This is a genomic window from Maricaulis maris, assembly GCF_003634045.1.
Taxonomy (GTDB): Bacteria; Pseudomonadota; Alphaproteobacteria; order Caulobacterales; family Maricaulaceae; genus Maricaulis; species Maricaulis maris.
Genome location: NZ_RBIM01000007.1, coordinates 117,081 through 131,167, shown reverse-complemented (window position 1 = coordinate 131,167; position 14,087 = coordinate 117,081). Strand labels below are relative to the sequence as shown.

Below are 14,087 nucleotides of genomic sequence, written 5' to 3'. Positions count from 1 at the left end.
GGCGACGGTTCAGGGTCTGATTTCGATGAGGGGGATGGAGAGCGCGCTGGCCGCGCCGGGTTCGTCCAGGGCGAGATCGAGCCGGTCGGCGTCGAAACGCACCGGCACGTCAAAGGCAAAACCGGCTGTCACCACAACATCGCTGGCCGGCGGGCTGGCCAGCGTGACCAGGCCGGTCGCCGGATCGACCACAAAGTCGCTCGTCGCCACCCCGTCCAGCGCGACCAGGACCGACCCGTCGACCGGCTTTTCGATGATCCGCGTCCAGCTTTCGCCGCCACTGGCATAGGATTTGACCAGCTGGAATATGGTTGTCGCGCCATCACCATTGCCCAGTATCTGATCGGTCGGTGATGGCGCCTGGTCGGGGGCGGCCGAGCGATTGTCGAACGGGTCGCGGAAGCGAAACCCGTGCAGCGGACCGCGCCGCGCCTCGAAAAATTCAATCAGGGTGTGGATATCAGCCAAGGACCGCACACCCGGCCCGGCATCATAGCGGCGGCGACTGTCGGCCCAGGGCGTGTTGCGTTGCTCGCGGCCGGACAGGAGCGGCACGATCTGCGTGCGCCGCTCGGGACCACCCGAGGCCCCGATCGATACGGAGAAGGGAAAGCGGATCTCGTGAAACACGCTCATGACCAACGCCGCCCCTCATCAACCGCCCGGGCGAGGCTGCGCGCGATGCGGGCGCGCGATTGCGCCACGGCACGTTCGCTGTCGCCACGACTACCGGGTGGCAGGGTGAGATGGATGTGCACCGTCTTGCCGCCAGCCGGTGCGCCGATCTGCCCGCTTGTGCCCGGCACGAAGACTTCCGGCCCGCGCTCGCCGACCAGATAGGCCGCGCCTGCCTGCACCGGCCCGCCCTCGGCCCGGGCGCCGGACGGCGTCACCGACCCCAGCACCCGGTCGATCAGCCCGGCCAATGGGCGTTCGATCGCCTGCTGCGCCGCCAGCCGGGCCAGATCAGCCAGGATGGCCTCAGTCATGCGCGAAAAATCCGCCTCACCCGAGCGCGCCGCCCGGCCAAGCGCCTGCTCGATCCGGCTGCCGGCGCGTTCAAAAGCCGTCTCCAGCGCCTCAGCGGCGCGCTGACCGGCTCCGTCGGCGAATTCGTCCAGCGGATTATCGGAAGAGGATGGACTCATCTCTCGGCCTCCTTGCCAGAATTGTCAGGAAAACGGGCGCGCAGGGCGTCCAGCCCGGCCCGGTCGAGCGGCGGCGGACCGCTGGCGGCGGTCAGGGCGCGCCACTCGACCAGCGACAGGCGCCAAAGCGCGTCAGGCATCAGGCCGAGCGCCAGCCCGGTGCGCAGGATGGCAGCCCAATTCATGCCTCCATCCCCGCCGCGAGGCAGGCGGCAACCGCATCGGCCGCTTGCGTCAGCGACAGCGGAGCGGCCTTGAGGGCTTCCAAGGTGATGGCACTGCCGCCACCGCGAGCCAGGATTTCAACCAGGCGCAACAGCCGGTCGGCATTCAGCGGCCCGCCGTCCCGGTTCAGCGCTTCGATCTCGGCCAGCGCGCCCAGTGTGAGACACAACGTCAGCCGCATCTCACCGGCGAGAAGTTCGACCTCGCCGCGTTGCGGATTGGCCATCTCAGAGCGCCGCAAACACCAGCGGACCGGCCGAGGCCAGGCTCATCGACCAGGTCGCCTCGCCATCATGGCGGCCGGCATAATCCAGCGCCGCGACCTGAAAAGGCCCGGTCAGCGTGCCGAAATCGGGAATGACGAGCTGCCAGGCCAGCGCCGCCTGATCAAAAAACGCCTGCCGGATCTGTGCATCTGCGGCGACATCCACAAAGACACCCGAGCCGGACACGGAACAGGTCTTCACGCCTGCCCCGGCCAACAGCTCGCGCCAGCCTTCAGCACTGTCGGCATTCGTCACATCCACCGTGCGCGCATTGAGCGAAATCGTCTTCAACCGCAGCCCGGCGGCACTGGTGAACACGGGCGGATCACCGCCATCGCCGATACGGATCAGGATATCGCGGCCGGATTGCACGCTCATGGCAAGGCTCCTTCATTCGGGGATCAGGTCTGGGTGTCAGGCACAAAAAAACCGCCCGGTTGGGGGCGGTTGGGTGGGGTGGGGGTAGGTGGGGGCCGGTCAGGCCCAGCGTTCGGCCTGCCTCTGATATTGCAGGTAGAGTGCCTCGCGGCCATCGCGCTCACGCTTTTCGGTGACATAGGCGGAGAAGTCCTGCCAATCCGCAACATAGCTGGCGCGCCACCACTGCTTGATGATTTCCTCGTCGAGCGCACCCAGGCTGATCCCGATCGCGGTCGCCTCATAATAGTTGAACAGCTTGGTGATCACCTCCGCCGCATCAATGGCGGCCTGGCGGTGTTTGACGAAATGACCTTCGACCTCGGCCAAACCATAGGGACCCGGCCCGGTTTTCTTCAGGCTGTCGATCACGGCCTTGAATTGCTCATTCATCTCGATCAGGTCGCGATCACGGGTCTGCTCGATAATGTGGTCAAAAGACTTGGAGACCTGGTCGCGCTTGCGGGCTTCATCATGATCCATGCGGTTGCGCCGACGCGCATCCCGGTAGGCCAGCCACGCTATCCCGACCGACAGGAGCAGGACAAATGGCGACATGGCCGGCAGAATTTGCAACAGGCTCAAAATGCCCCTCCTGTGCGCGCCGACCTTTGGGCGCCGAAATCACGCACAACTCTCACTCACCACCTTAGCGGGCATGTGCGGGCACAAAAAAGCCCGGACAAGCCGGGCCGTGCAACGCGCCGCCAATCAGCGATTCGTGCCCTCGAGCCGGTTGGTGCCTTCACGATTGCTACCCTCAATCCGGTTTGTACCTTCACGATGCATCACAAAACTCCTGATCGACTTGTGGCAATTTTTAGCCGGTTTCGCCTGTCTGGTCTATAGCGCAGGCGCGCTTACCGGGCCGTAAACAGTCACCCCTTCCGGCACCACTTCTGACCCGCAAGCGCCAATATAGGCAGCAATTGTGCCGATTTCACGCCGACACCTGCGCCCCCGCCACAGCCCTTACCCGCAACAGTCCGCGTTTCAAGCGTCGGTCCCGCGTCGCAAAGACGTCGCGATAGGTCGGCGTCAGGCTGATCAGGCGCCAGGGGGCAGGCAGATCCGGTGACGCACTGGCAACCGCATCGGCCAGGGCCGTGACCACCGGGTCGGGATCGCCATCGCGATGCCAGACATCAAGTGTCAGGCGGATGTCCAGCAGGCGGACATCATCGGCGCCGCTTTCGCGCGTCTCCACGCGGCCCCAGCTGGCGTGCGGGAAGGCTGCACGTCCGTCGCGCTCGTCATAAAGTCGCAAGGGATCGCCCAGCAGGATCATCACCGCCGGATCGCTGGCAAACTGCGCTGTCAGGGCCGCGCGCAGAGCCTCAATCACGCCGCTCACAACATCACCGGACGGAAAGGCCGGATCAGGTCGGCCACGCCGGGCGGCAGGGCACTGGCGCCGCCCGTTTCCGCAAGATGCACGGTGAGCTGGAGAATGGCTTCGCGCAGCGGCGCCGGCACGTCATCAGGCTGGTCGCCATAGCCGCAGCGAAAGCGGATCTCGATCCCCGCTGCCGCCCGGCCCGGCTGCGGCCAGCTCATGCCCGGTCGCAGGACCAGCCGCCCCGGAGCGCTCAGCGTGTCGACAAAAAACGCCGCCGGATCAATCTCCGACGGCGCATCATCCAGCCCGTATACCGTGACCGCTTCCAGCGCGATCAGGGGCGGTTTCAACAGGCGAAACCGCGTCCCGAAGGCCGAAAGACGCCCCTCGCCCCACCAGACATCGCGGCGCTCGAGCCAGGTCTGGGAGAGAAGCGCCCGCCCGGTATCCCGCTCGACACGCGCCCGGGCGGTTTGTATCCAGTGGTTGATCGCGTCATCCTGCGACGCATCCGCCACCCGCAGGCGGGCCCTGGCTTCGGACAGGCTGACAGGCTCCGCGGCGGGCGGGTCAAGGAGTGTGAGGGACATGGGGGGAAACTCCGTTTCAGAGGACGAAGATGGGGTCCGCTTTCCGCCCGAGGCGGTGAAGCCGTTCTGGGTCGAGGTCGGGGTTTTCACACTGGCCGGTCTGGCCAGTGTGGTGGTCTGGGTCGTGCTTTTGCGTTTGTGGGTTGTAGACCCGGTGCCGATAGTGTTGATGCCCATCTTGCTGACACCGATCATTCCGGCCGTTGTGCTGCCGCCAGTCTTTCGCGCGATCCTGCGCCCTGTCCTGCGCCGCCGGGCACAACTCGGCCCCGATCCCCTGCCCTGGTGGTTCAAGGTTTATGGCGTGGTCTGGGCAGCCGATCATGCGCGTGATGTCTCGCCGGCCTGGCATATCGAGGAAGACCGCCTGCACCTGCCGGTGCTCGGCCATGGCGCGGGCGTGTTCGTCGGCGGCCTGATCATCGCGATTGTCCTGGCCCTGATCGAGCCACAAGCCGGCGCTTGGCTGTATTTCCTCGCTCCGCCACTGACTATTATTACCGCCCCGTTCGCGCTGCTGATGCTTTTGAGCGCGGTCGCCAACATCTACCGCATGGGGCGCTTGCGAGCGCGCGGCGCGGCATCGAGCTTTCCCTTTGTCGGATGGCATTATGACTGAGCACCTCAGCGCGGACTGAGCCATAAATCCCTTGTCAGCCAAAAGGCCGTATCCGGTTTTCCAGCTCAAGGGTGAAACCGCGGAGCGGCGCCTGCGGCGCCCTTGACCTGGAAAACCGGATACGGCGACGTCCCGGCAAGGGGTGTATGGCGGGGTGAGCGCCCGGAGGCGCGTCACACCGACCACCACAAAACACCGTCATCCCACGGTGGCCGCGTAGCGGTCATCCGGGGGACCTGCGCTTGCCCGTCGACGGTTTGGCTGAGGTCCCCCGGACAAGCCGGGGGATGACGGTAAATTTGCACAGGATCAGGAACTCAGCTCTCGCCGAACTTCAGCAGCTTGATCGCCTCGAAATCCTGCACCCCGCCGCCAACGCGTTTGGTGGTGTAGAAGAGGACATAGGGTTTGGCGCTGAACGGGTCGCGCAGAACCTCGACGCCCTGGCGGTCGAGGACGAGATAGCCGCGGGCGAAATCGCCAAAAGCAATCGAATGGCTGTCAGCGCCGATATCGGGCATGTCCTCGGCCTCGGTGACCGGATAGCCGAGCAGGGTCGAGCTTGCGCCCTCGCCCAGCGCCGGCTGCCAGAGATAATTGCCGTCGGCATCTTTGAAGCGGCGCACGGCAGAGACCGTCTGACGGTTCATCACGAAACGGCCCTTGGCGCGATAGGCGGTCTTGGGCGCATAGATGAGGTCGATCAGCGCATCGGCCGGATCTGCCGCATCGAAGCCGCCCGCCGTGCCGGTCGCGACATAGCCCAGCTCCCCCCAGGCCTGTGTGCCCTCGGCAACCGCCGTGTAGTCCAGCAGACCGCGCGGCTTGTTGATGCCGTCGCCGGCGACAAAGGCCGCGCTTTCCTGGGCGGCGAAGACATCGCGGACCTCTTGCGCCAGCCAGTCCTCGACATCGACCATGGCGTCATCGAGCAATTGCTGGGTGGCGGCCGGCATGGCGTAGAGCTCGGCAGCGGGAAATTCGATCAGTTCGAGGCTCGGCGCATCGGTCTCGGGGCGGGCGGCCGTCTCCGACACCCAACCGGTCGCTGCGCCGCCGCGCGAGACCGGTTTGCGGAACACGCCCATGGTGCTCTGGCGCACGGTGGCGATCGAGCGGATCGGCGAGGCTTCGGCCAGCAGGCGGTCGATATGCGCCTCGGTCTCGACCGGCACGACATGACCGCCCTCGCCGGGCGTACCGGCGGTCGCGGACTTGCCCTCCCCGATCTGGCCACTGCGCATATAGGCGGCAAAGCCGAGAGAGGCCGCGGACCTGTCCGCACCGGTGGCGAGGCCCGGACGGGCGGCCTCATGGACCAGCCGGTCGAGGGCGGATTTCTGGCTGTCGAGGGCCTTGTCGATGCGGGCGACCTTGTCTTCCAGCAACACGTCGGCAGCGGCCCGCGTCTCGATCTCGGCGAGGCGCTGGTCATTGGCCTGTTTGAACTGTTCGAAGGCAGCCAGCAGCTCGCCCATCACCGCGCGGCTGTCACCGGTCGCGGCTGTCATCTTGGTTTCCTTGCTCACATAAATCTCCTGGGGTTGGAAAAGGGTGGGAGTTGTCAAAGGGTGGAAAGTCAGGCGGCGACACGGTCGCCCGCCGGAGCCACAAGACGCAGGCGCGCCTGGGGCAGCATGGGGAAGGTCACGATGGAGACTTCCCAGAGATCGATCGCGGTCAGCAGACGGCCCCGGACCTTGCGAGGCCGGGCCGCGCGGGTGCGAAAGCCGATGGACAGCCCGTCCACCGCGCCGCGCCGGACCAGCGCCGCTGTCGCCCGTCCCCGCGCGCCGGTGGCGAGGATTTCGCCGCGCACGAACAGGCCGCGCGCGTCTTCGGTGATCGCGGTCCACACGCCGACCGGCTCGAACGGATCGTGCTGGAACAGCATCGGAATGGTGCGGCGGGTGGCGAGCGAGGCCGCAAAAGCGCCGCGCGCCACAACATCGCCGCCAAGGTCAGCCAGCCCGAACAGGCTGGCATGACCCTCGATGGCGAGGGTATCTGGCATGGGAGGACTCCGGGTTTGGGGGGGGAAGATTGAAATCACTCGCTCACCGTCATCCCACGGCCGGCGCACAGCGCCGGTCCGGGGGACCCCGGCTAACCGGCTGGCGGGATGGTTGAGGTCCCCCGGACAAGCCGGGGGATGACGGTGGGTAGATGGGAGTTGGAATAGAGTTGGAAATTCAGCGCCGTCGGCGCGCAATCATCCATGGATCACTTGTCAGCCAGCAGGCCGCATCCGGTTTTCCAGCTCAAGGGTAAAACCGCGTAGCGGCGCTTCGCGCCCTTGACCTGGAAAACCGGATGCGGCGACGTCTCGGCAAGCGATGAATGGATTGGTGGGCGCTGCGGCGCCTCACTTCAATATCGAAAAAACTCACTCCTCCATCCGCCGCTCGATCCGCACCAGGCTCTCGCGGGCCAGGCGCATCTCGGCTTCCAGCCTCGCCAGGCGTTCGGCCAAAGGGCTGGCGCGGTCGCTGACATGTTCGAGCTGGTCGAGACGTTCACCGACCCGGCCGGACCAGATCAGAGCGCCGGAGGTTTGCAGGAGGATGGCGAAGACCAGGCCGAGGGTGACCTGTTTCTGGACGGTCCAATTGTCGGCCTCACGCATGGCGCGCCTCCTTCTGGCCGTCCTCCAGGACGGTGAAATCCGGCTTGATCTCCAGCTCCGGCGTCGCCCAGGGCCGCAGCCAGACGCTCAGGGCGCGGGCCATTTTCATCACCAGCGGACGCACGGTCTGGCGCAGGAAGGCGGCATTGGCCTCGGCGTAATTGGCGTGGGTATTGTCGCCGGGCAGGCCGAGCAGGAGCGGCGGCACGCCGAGGCCCAGCGCGATCTCTCGCGCCGCTTCGCGGCGGGCGGTGGTGAAGTCCATCTCGGCCGGGCTCAACGCCATCGGCGTCCAGTCGAGCCCGCCTTCCAGCAGCAGCGGACGTCCGGCATTGTTCGGGCCGGTATGGCTGGCCTCCAGCTCGGCTTTCAGACGCTCGAACTGGTCCGGCGAGAGCTGGCCGTTCTCGCCCTTGAAAACCAGCGCGCCGGACGGCCGCGCCGCATTGTCCAGCAGGGCGCGCGCCCAGTCGGAGCCGGCGGTGTGAAGATCCAGCGCCCGGCCCACCGCCTCCAGTGGTGAGAGGCCATAATGATCATCGCCGGGATGGAAGAGGCGGATGTGGAAAACCGGGCTGCGGCCCGAGGCCCGATCGCGCTGAAAACGACGTTTCCGGCCGGCCGCCGCATACTCCCACCCCTCCGGCCAACCGGTCGGCCCGGCCAGTACACGCATGCGATCCGGGCGCAAAAGATGGAGCGCGCGCGGTTCATCGGCCAGGCTGGCAAGCTCGAGATAGGCATTTCCCGCCAGCTGTAGATAACCATAGAGCGTTTCCCACAGCTCCGGCCCGGACTGGTCCGGATTGGGCATGTCCAATAGCCGGGTGATCTCCGCGTCTGACGCGGTCAGCGGCACGGCGGCGGCGGCCTCCGCGGTCAGCCGGACGCAGCGATGGACGATGGCATTGCGGGCATAACCGGCCTGCATCATCGCCGGCAAGGCGCGCGGCGACCATCCGGTCTGCGACCCCGCAGTCAGGGCAATGAGACGGCTGGACAGGGCGGATTTCTCCTCCCGGCCAAACAATCGGTCGAGCCAGTGGGGCATGGCTGCCTCCTTTTGGTTGATGGTGACAGGTGACGGATCACAGCCGCCGCAAACGCGGCGCCCCGACCCGCCCCAGCACAAGATCACTGATCGCCCAGACCAGCGCGTCGACGCGGTCGGGGCTGGATTTGGGACCATCGGCGGCGCCAAAGGCGCACATCTGGTCTTCCAGGGCCGGACAGGGCCGCGCATGGCGGACCCGGCCGGCGGCGTAGAGGGCGGCCACCGGTTCGGCGCGGGCGCGTTTGCCGCGGCTGGCATGGACCAGGCGCACGGGCAGGCCGGGCGCGGCGGCCTGCAGGACCGAACGCACCATTTCCCCGCCCTGGTTGGCTTCGGCGATCAGCGCATCGGCGCTGTAATCCTCAAAGGCGGTCGCGGCGCGGGCGGCCCAATCGGCGGGCAAGGCCGGGCCGAAGGACAAGTCGGCCAGCACCACAGCGCAGCGGGCCGGTCCCTCGCCCTGCGCCCCGGCCACCACAATCCCGCATTCATCCGAGCGCGGCCCGCCACTGGCCGGCGGGTCGAGTGCCACCACGATCCGGTCCAGCTCCGGCACCGGATGACCCGTCTCGAGCCGTGCCGCTTCGATCTGGTCCCGCGTCCACAGCGCGCCTTCGGGATCATCGATCAACAGGCCTTCGACTTCCTGCCGGCCCAGCATCGAGCCGCCATAGGCGGCGTTGAGCGCTTCGACAAAGCCCGGCGCCAGATTGGCGGCATTGGCGGCGGTCGGTTGATGCGTCACCCGCACCGGCCCGTTCGGATCCCAGCTCTTGACCAGGGCTTTCAGGGCCGGGATCGGGCGCGGCGTGGTGGTCAGCAGGATTTGCGGTGCACCGCCCAGCCGGACCCCCATGCGCAGCGTGTCGAGTACACGTTGCGGGTCCGACCAGGCGGCGAACTCATCGCCCCAGGCATAGTCAAATTGCGGCCCGCGCAACCCGTCCGCATCCTCGGCGGAAAAGGCATAGGCCAGGCTGCCGGAGGGAAAGACCAGGCGTTTGCGGCTGACTTCATAGCGCGGCCGCTCGGCCCGCGAGCCCAGTCGCAACAGGCCGGACGGCCCCTCGATCATCACTTCGCGGACATCATTGAACGTCGGCCCCACCAGCGCGATCCGGCTCACCGTCCGCAGCGCCCGGTGACGCACCCATTCGGCCCCGGCGCGGGTCTTGCCGGCGCCGCGACCACCGAGGAATAGCCAGGTCCGCCACTCACCCGGCGGCGGCAGCTGTGGGCCCGTCGCGCGGTAGCGGAAGTCGGTATGGATCGCGTCGCGGGCCGGCGGCTTCGCCGTCTTCCACGCCCTCACCCGCTCCCGCATCGTCATGGTCCAGAATGTATCGACGAAGGAAAGCATCGTCGCGAGCGTGTCGGGCGGCGTCATCGATCGCGTCCTCTTCGTCTGGTGTATCGGGTGTTGCGGCGGTGTCGGGCGTGGCGCGATCAAGCTTGCAGAGCGCCGCCAGGCCATTGGCAATGCGCGTCGCCTTGCCGGGGTCGCCGATCAGGAATTCGATCACGGCTTCATCCTTGCGGCGCTCGATGGCCTGCTCTTTGAGGCCGGCTAGGGTCTCCGCGTCATAGGCGCGCAGCCGGCGCAAATGCCGGTTTACGGTCGGGATGGACAGGCCGCACATTTCGGCCAGCTCCGGCCCGGTCGCCCCACTCTGCGAACGCAAAAAATAGGGGTACCAGGCCACGTCGTCTTTCGGCTTTGTCTGGGGAATTCCGGGCATGCCGAACAATAGGCCGGCGCCGTCACCGGTCGGATATCCACCACGAAAAAACCCGCAACCAACTGGATGGTCACGGGTTCTTCGGGACAGATACGGGGATAGTGGCGGGTTTATCCGCGCCTTGTGGCCCCGTCGGGGGGAATGTCACTGGCATTTGTCGTGAAGGCGGGTTGGCGGCGCGCCCTGCTTGATCGCTCTTGTGACGAATTTGGCTCGAATTTGAAACACCGGAGTGGGGCGAGGGTTGCGCCGCGGTAAAGGCGTGGGTGCAAATGCAAGCTATCGGGGGGAGGCGGTGGAGCGCGGGCCGCTTCTTCCGCGCTGTTTCGATACCCCACCACCACCGTCATCCCCCGGTCGCGGCAAGGCCGCGATCCGGGGGACCTTCGCTTCCCCGTCGAGCGGGTGGACGAGGTCCCCCGGACAAGCCGGGGGATGACGGGGATTGGGGGATGTGGAAGGGCTGGCGCCGCGCGCATGCCCCGCCATAAATCACTTGCCGGGAGACAGCCGTATCCGGTTCTTGAGCTCAAGGGGGAACCCGCGAAGCGGCGGCTGCGCCGCCCTTGACCTCAAGAACCGGATACGGCCCGCTGGCTGACAAGGGATTTAAGGACGGTTGCGCGCCGGGCGCGTTTTTCCGCCGACTGCAACACACATTTTTCCCGGAAGCGCGGCAGCGCTATCCGGGACCTACGGGAGACTCATCGCCTGTCAACAAGGCCCGTCGGTCCCGGGTCTTCGCCCGGGAAAAGTGAAAACCGGACCAGTCTGACAGCCCCACCTACTCCTCCCCCTCACCCGGCCATTCCGTGATCCGCGCTTCCCAGTCGACGCTGTCGGGATCTTCGAACTGGCTCTCGGAATAGACCCGGCCGATCACCGACATGCCGGCCTTGCGGGTGCTGTCGGGGTCACCGGTTTTCAGCGGGTGCCAGTCGTAAAGGTCGCGGCCTTCGGCGATCAGGCGGTAGGCGCAGGTTTGCGGTATCCATTTGAGCTGGGGAACGTTTTCCGGCGTCAGCACGACGCAGTCGGGGACATGGGTGTGGCGGTTGGCGTAATGGCGGCAGCCGCCCTTGTTGCAGTCATAGAGTTTGCAGGCGACATCGGTGTCCAGGTTGAGGCCGGTATCCTCGTCCTCCAGCTTGATCAGACAGCATTTGCCGCAATGGTCGCACAATGACTCCCATTCCGATTTGCTCATCTCGCCGAGAGATTTCATCTTCCAGAAAGGCAATGCCATGGGTCGCGCCTGAATTTCGCCTCGATTGGAAGGCTTTAGACTGAAGCCAAGGGGGGTGGCTATAGCATGTATCAGGAGCCGTTTCGTGCGGATCACTTGATGGAACGCGAACGACGCGAGCAGCGCACGCGGCGTATCTTGGCCGCCGTGCTGGGATCGCTTGTGCTTGTCGGCTCGCTGCTGGCCGCGCTCGGCTGGCAATGGGCCTTCCATGATCTGCCGGCGGTGCCGACCTCGGCCGCCGAACTCTGGTCGACCCGGCGCGAACCGGCGGTGACGCTGATGGATCGCGAGGGCCATGTGCTGGCCGTGCGCGGCCCGCTCTATGCCCGCGCGGTCGGCCTCGACACCCTGCCCGCCCATGTGCCGCAAGCCTTCCTGGCGATCGAGGACCAGCGTTTCTACGCCCATGACGGGGTCGATCTGCGCGGCGTTTTCCGGGCGCTATGGGTCAATTTCCGGGCCGGACGATCGGTCCAGGGCGGCTCGACCATCACCATGCAGCTGGTCAAGAATCTGATCCTCACACCGGACCGGCAATTGCGCCGCAAGATCCAGGAAATGCGACTGGCGCGGCAGCTGGAAAACCATCTGACCAAGACCGAAATCCTCGAGCTTTATCTCAACCGCATCTATCTGGGCGCCCGCGCCTTTGGCGTCGAGGCGGCCGCCCGGCGTTATTTCGACAAGCCGGCGACCGAGCTGACCCTGGCTGAAGCGGCCCTGTTGGCGGCCCTGCCCAAGGCGCCGAGCCGGCTTGATCCGACGGTCAACCTTGCCGCCGCGCAAGCGCGCGCGGCGACGGTGCTCGACGCCATGCTGGTGGCCGGTTTCATCGACCAGGCGGCCCATGATGCGGCCATTGCCGAACCGGCAGTGCCGGTCGCCGACACGTCCGATCCCGGCGGCACGGCGATCTGGGGCCATGCCTTCGATTTTGCCCTCGCCGAGGCCACCGGGCTGATCGGTGATGAGGTGCCGGACCTGGTGATCCACACCACACTCGACCCGGCACTGGCCCGCGCCGCCCATGACATCGTCGAAGAAGTCCTGTCCAGCGAAGGCGCGAGCCAGAATGCCGCCGAGGCGGCGGTCGTGCTGCTGGCACCGGACGGGGCGGTGCGGGCTTTCTCCGGCGGCCGCGATTATGCGACCAGCCAGTTCAACCGCGCCATCCAGGCCCAGCGCCAGCCCGGCTCGGCCTTCAAACCCTTCGTGTTCACGGCAGCGCTGGAAGCGGGCTATGACCCGTCCTCGGCCGTGTGGGACGAGCCGGTCGATCTGGAAGGCTGGACGCCGCAGAATTTCTCCGGCGGTTTCCGAGGGCTGGTCACCCTGCAGGAGGCGCTGAAACGGTCGATCAACACGGTCGCAGCCCAGGTCGGTGACCAGGTCGGGATTGATCGCGTGGTCGAGGTCGGACGCCGTTTCGGCATCACCTCACCGCTGCCCGAACTGCCGGCCATCGCGCTCGGCGCCGCCGAGGTGAACCTGCTGGAACTGACTTCCGCCTATGCCGTGTTCGGCAATGACGGGGCGAGGCGCGAACCCTATTTCATCACCTCGATCACCAATTCACGCGGCGATGTGCTTTATGAGCACGAAACCGCACCGGCGCAGCGGGCGACGACGGCTGCCGTGGCACAATCCATGTCGACCATGTTGCAGGATGTGGTGCTGACCGGGACCGGGCGCCGGGCGGCGCTGGGTGATCGCCCCGCCGCTGGCAAGACCGGCACCAGCCAGTCTTTCCGCGATGCCTGGTTTGTTGGCTATACCGCCGATTTCACGGCCGGGGTCTGGGTCGGCAATGATGACGACACGCCGATGGACAATGTCACCGGCGGCGGCCTGCCGGCGATGATCTGGCAGCGCTATATGACGCGGGTCCATCAGGGCCTGCCGTCGCGACCGCTCTCGGCCCCCGCGCCACGCACACGCTCGGAACGGGAGGAGCGCCTGGCCGCCTTCTATTCCGACTTGTCGGCGTCTTTTTCGGCGATACTGGCCGACGGATCCTCGCCCAATGAGCGCTGAACGAGGGCTGTCAGGCGGTTGATTTCAACCCGCATGCCGCTGATTTCCGCGTGCAACTTGTCACGATCGGCATCCGCTTCGGCGTCGCGCGCCTCCTCATCGTCAAAATGCTTGGCCTGCAGGCTGTCGACAATGATGGCGATGAAGAGGTTGAGGACGGCGAAACTGGTCAGGACGATGAAAACGAGGAAGAAAATCCAGGCCCAGGGGTGAAATTCCATCACCGGCAAGGCGACATCGGTGGCCCAGCCTTCCAGCGTCATCACCTGGAACAGGGCAAAGGCGCTTTCGCCCAGCGAGCCGAACCGCTCCGGATTTGTCTCGGAGAAGAATTTCGTCGCCATCACCGCCGAGACGTAAAACATCAGTCCCAGCACCGCCATCACCGCGCCCATGCCCGGAATGGCCCGCAACAGGGCTTCGACCACCTTGCGCAGGTCCGGCATGACCGAGAACAGGCGGAAGGCGCGGACAATGCGCAACGCCCGCAGGACCGAGAAACCGCCCGCCGCCGGCAGGATGGAGATGATGATCACCGTCAGATCGAACCAGTTCCAGCCATTGAGGAAGAAGCGGTGACGGTAGACGATCAGCTTGAGCAGGATTTCGACGACAAACACGCCGACAATGATGCGATCCGCCATGGGCAGCCAGGTGGTGAACCACGCGCCCTCATAGGGATAGGTCTCCAGCCCCAGCGTGATCGCGTTGAAAACGATCAGCGTCATGATGAAATTGCGAAAACGCGAACTCTCGATGAAAGCCTTCACACCCATCCCCC

At 66.1% G+C, this 14,087-nt stretch carries 18 protein-coding genes; 2 read left to right on the top strand and 16 right to left on the bottom strand.

What is annotated here, in order from left to right:
- Positions 1-9: 9 nt before the first annotated feature.
- From C7435_RS14590 to C7435_RS14555, 8 genes are all read right to left on the bottom strand, one after another.
- Positions 10-636, bottom strand: a complete 627-nt coding sequence (locus tag C7435_RS14590; RefSeq protein WP_121212253.1) for a DUF2460 domain-containing protein — start codon at positions 634-636, stop codon at positions 10-12.
- Positions 633-1,148 carry a phage tail tape measure C-terminal domain-containing protein gene (locus C7435_RS14585; RefSeq protein ID WP_121212252.1) on the bottom strand — a complete coding sequence of 172 codons (516 nt, stop codon included), beginning with the start codon at positions 1,146-1,148 and terminating at the stop codon, positions 633-635. The genes C7435_RS14590 and C7435_RS14585 overlap by 4 nt, the downstream gene beginning before the upstream one ends.
- Positions 1,145-1,333 carry a phage tail assembly chaperone gene (locus C7435_RS14580; protein WP_121212251.1) on the bottom strand — a complete coding sequence of 63 codons (189 nt, stop codon included), beginning with the start codon at positions 1,331-1,333 and terminating at the stop codon, positions 1,145-1,147. Before C7435_RS14580 ends, C7435_RS14585 begins: the two co-directional genes overlap by 4 nt.
- Positions 1,330-1,599 (bottom strand): gene transfer agent family protein, encoded by a 270-nt coding sequence (locus C7435_RS17280; protein WP_233350795.1) that lies wholly within the window; start codon positions 1,597-1,599, stop codon positions 1,330-1,332. The genes C7435_RS14580 and C7435_RS17280 overlap by 4 nt, the downstream gene beginning before the upstream one ends.
- Before the next feature lies 1 nt (position 1,600).
- Positions 1,601-2,017: a phage major tail protein, TP901-1 family gene (locus C7435_RS14570; protein WP_121212250.1), complete on the bottom strand. Its 417-nt coding sequence runs from the start codon at positions 2,015-2,017 to the stop codon at positions 1,601-1,603.
- 99 nt (positions 2,018-2,116) lie between these two features.
- Positions 2,117-2,641, bottom strand: a complete 525-nt coding sequence (locus C7435_RS14565) for a DUF4760 domain-containing protein (protein WP_121212249.1) — start codon at positions 2,639-2,641, stop codon at positions 2,117-2,119.
- Positions 2,642-2,996: 355 nt separating this feature from the next.
- Positions 2,997-3,410, bottom strand: a complete 414-nt coding sequence (locus tag C7435_RS14560) for a DUF3168 domain-containing protein (RefSeq protein ID WP_121212248.1) — start codon at positions 3,408-3,410, stop codon at positions 2,997-2,999.
- Positions 3,407-3,985, bottom strand: coding sequence for a head-tail connector protein (locus C7435_RS14555; protein ID WP_170150488.1), 579 nt, complete (start codon positions 3,983-3,985; stop codon positions 3,407-3,409). The genes C7435_RS14560 and C7435_RS14555 overlap by 4 nt, the downstream gene beginning before the upstream one ends.
- Here C7435_RS14555 and C7435_RS14550 point away from each other — a divergent pair.
- Entirely contained in the window at positions 3,984-4,604 is a 621-nt protein-coding gene (locus tag C7435_RS14550) for a hypothetical protein (RefSeq protein WP_170150487.1), read from the top strand. The genes C7435_RS14555 and C7435_RS14550 overlap by 2 nt on opposite strands.
- A gap of 317 nt (positions 4,605-4,921) precedes the next feature.
- Here the strand turns inward: C7435_RS14550 and C7435_RS14545 are convergent, their stop codons facing one another.
- The 7 genes from C7435_RS14545 to C7435_RS14515 all read right to left on the bottom strand — a co-directional run bounded on the left by C7435_RS14545 (position 4,922) and on the right by C7435_RS14515 (position 11,269).
- Complete coding sequence (locus C7435_RS14545; protein WP_121212245.1) at positions 4,922-6,133, bottom strand: phage major capsid protein; 1,212 nt, start codon at positions 6,131-6,133, stop codon at positions 4,922-4,924.
- Between the two features lie 50 nt (positions 6,134-6,183).
- The gene (locus tag C7435_RS14540; RefSeq protein ID WP_121212244.1) at positions 6,184-6,618 is read right to left on the bottom strand and encodes an HK97 family phage prohead protease; all 435 of its coding nucleotides are present in this window, start codon (positions 6,616-6,618) and stop codon (positions 6,184-6,186) included.
- A 372-nt stretch (positions 6,619-6,990) separates the two neighbouring features.
- The gene (locus tag C7435_RS14535) at positions 6,991-7,230 is read right to left on the bottom strand and encodes a hypothetical protein (RefSeq protein WP_121212243.1); all 240 of its coding nucleotides are present in this window, start codon (positions 7,228-7,230) and stop codon (positions 6,991-6,993) included.
- A complete protein-coding gene (locus tag C7435_RS14530; protein WP_121212357.1) occupies positions 7,223-8,281 on the bottom strand; it encodes a phage portal protein in 1,059 nt (352 codons plus the stop codon). The genes C7435_RS14535 and C7435_RS14530 overlap by 8 nt, the downstream gene beginning before the upstream one ends.
- Positions 8,282-8,318: 37 nt before the next feature.
- Positions 8,319-9,614 (bottom strand): DNA-packaging protein, encoded by a 1,296-nt coding sequence (locus tag C7435_RS14525; protein WP_407658369.1) that lies wholly within the window; start codon positions 9,612-9,614, stop codon positions 8,319-8,321.
- Positions 9,499-10,023, bottom strand: coding sequence for a winged helix-turn-helix domain-containing protein (locus C7435_RS14520; RefSeq protein ID WP_121212241.1), 525 nt, complete (start codon positions 10,021-10,023; stop codon positions 9,499-9,501). Before C7435_RS14520 ends, C7435_RS14525 begins: the two co-directional genes overlap by 116 nt.
- A 784-nt stretch (positions 10,024-10,807) precedes the next feature.
- Positions 10,808-11,269, bottom strand: a complete 462-nt coding sequence (locus C7435_RS14515; RefSeq protein WP_121212240.1) for a YcgN family cysteine cluster protein — start codon at positions 11,267-11,269, stop codon at positions 10,808-10,810.
- 99 nt (positions 11,270-11,368) lie between these two features.
- Between C7435_RS14515 and C7435_RS14510 the strand changes: the two genes are divergently transcribed.
- Entirely contained in the window at positions 11,369-13,306 is a 1,938-nt protein-coding gene (locus C7435_RS14510; protein WP_233350793.1) for a transglycosylase domain-containing protein, read from the top strand.
- On the opposite strand, the gene C7435_RS14505 is transcribed toward C7435_RS14510, so the two are convergent.
- Positions 13,240-14,082 (bottom strand): ion transporter, encoded by an 843-nt coding sequence (locus tag C7435_RS14505; protein ID WP_233350792.1) that lies wholly within the window; start codon positions 14,080-14,082, stop codon positions 13,240-13,242. The two genes, C7435_RS14510 and C7435_RS14505, sit on opposite strands and share 67 nt — an antisense overlap.
- Between the last annotated feature and the right edge of the window lie 5 nt (positions 14,083-14,087).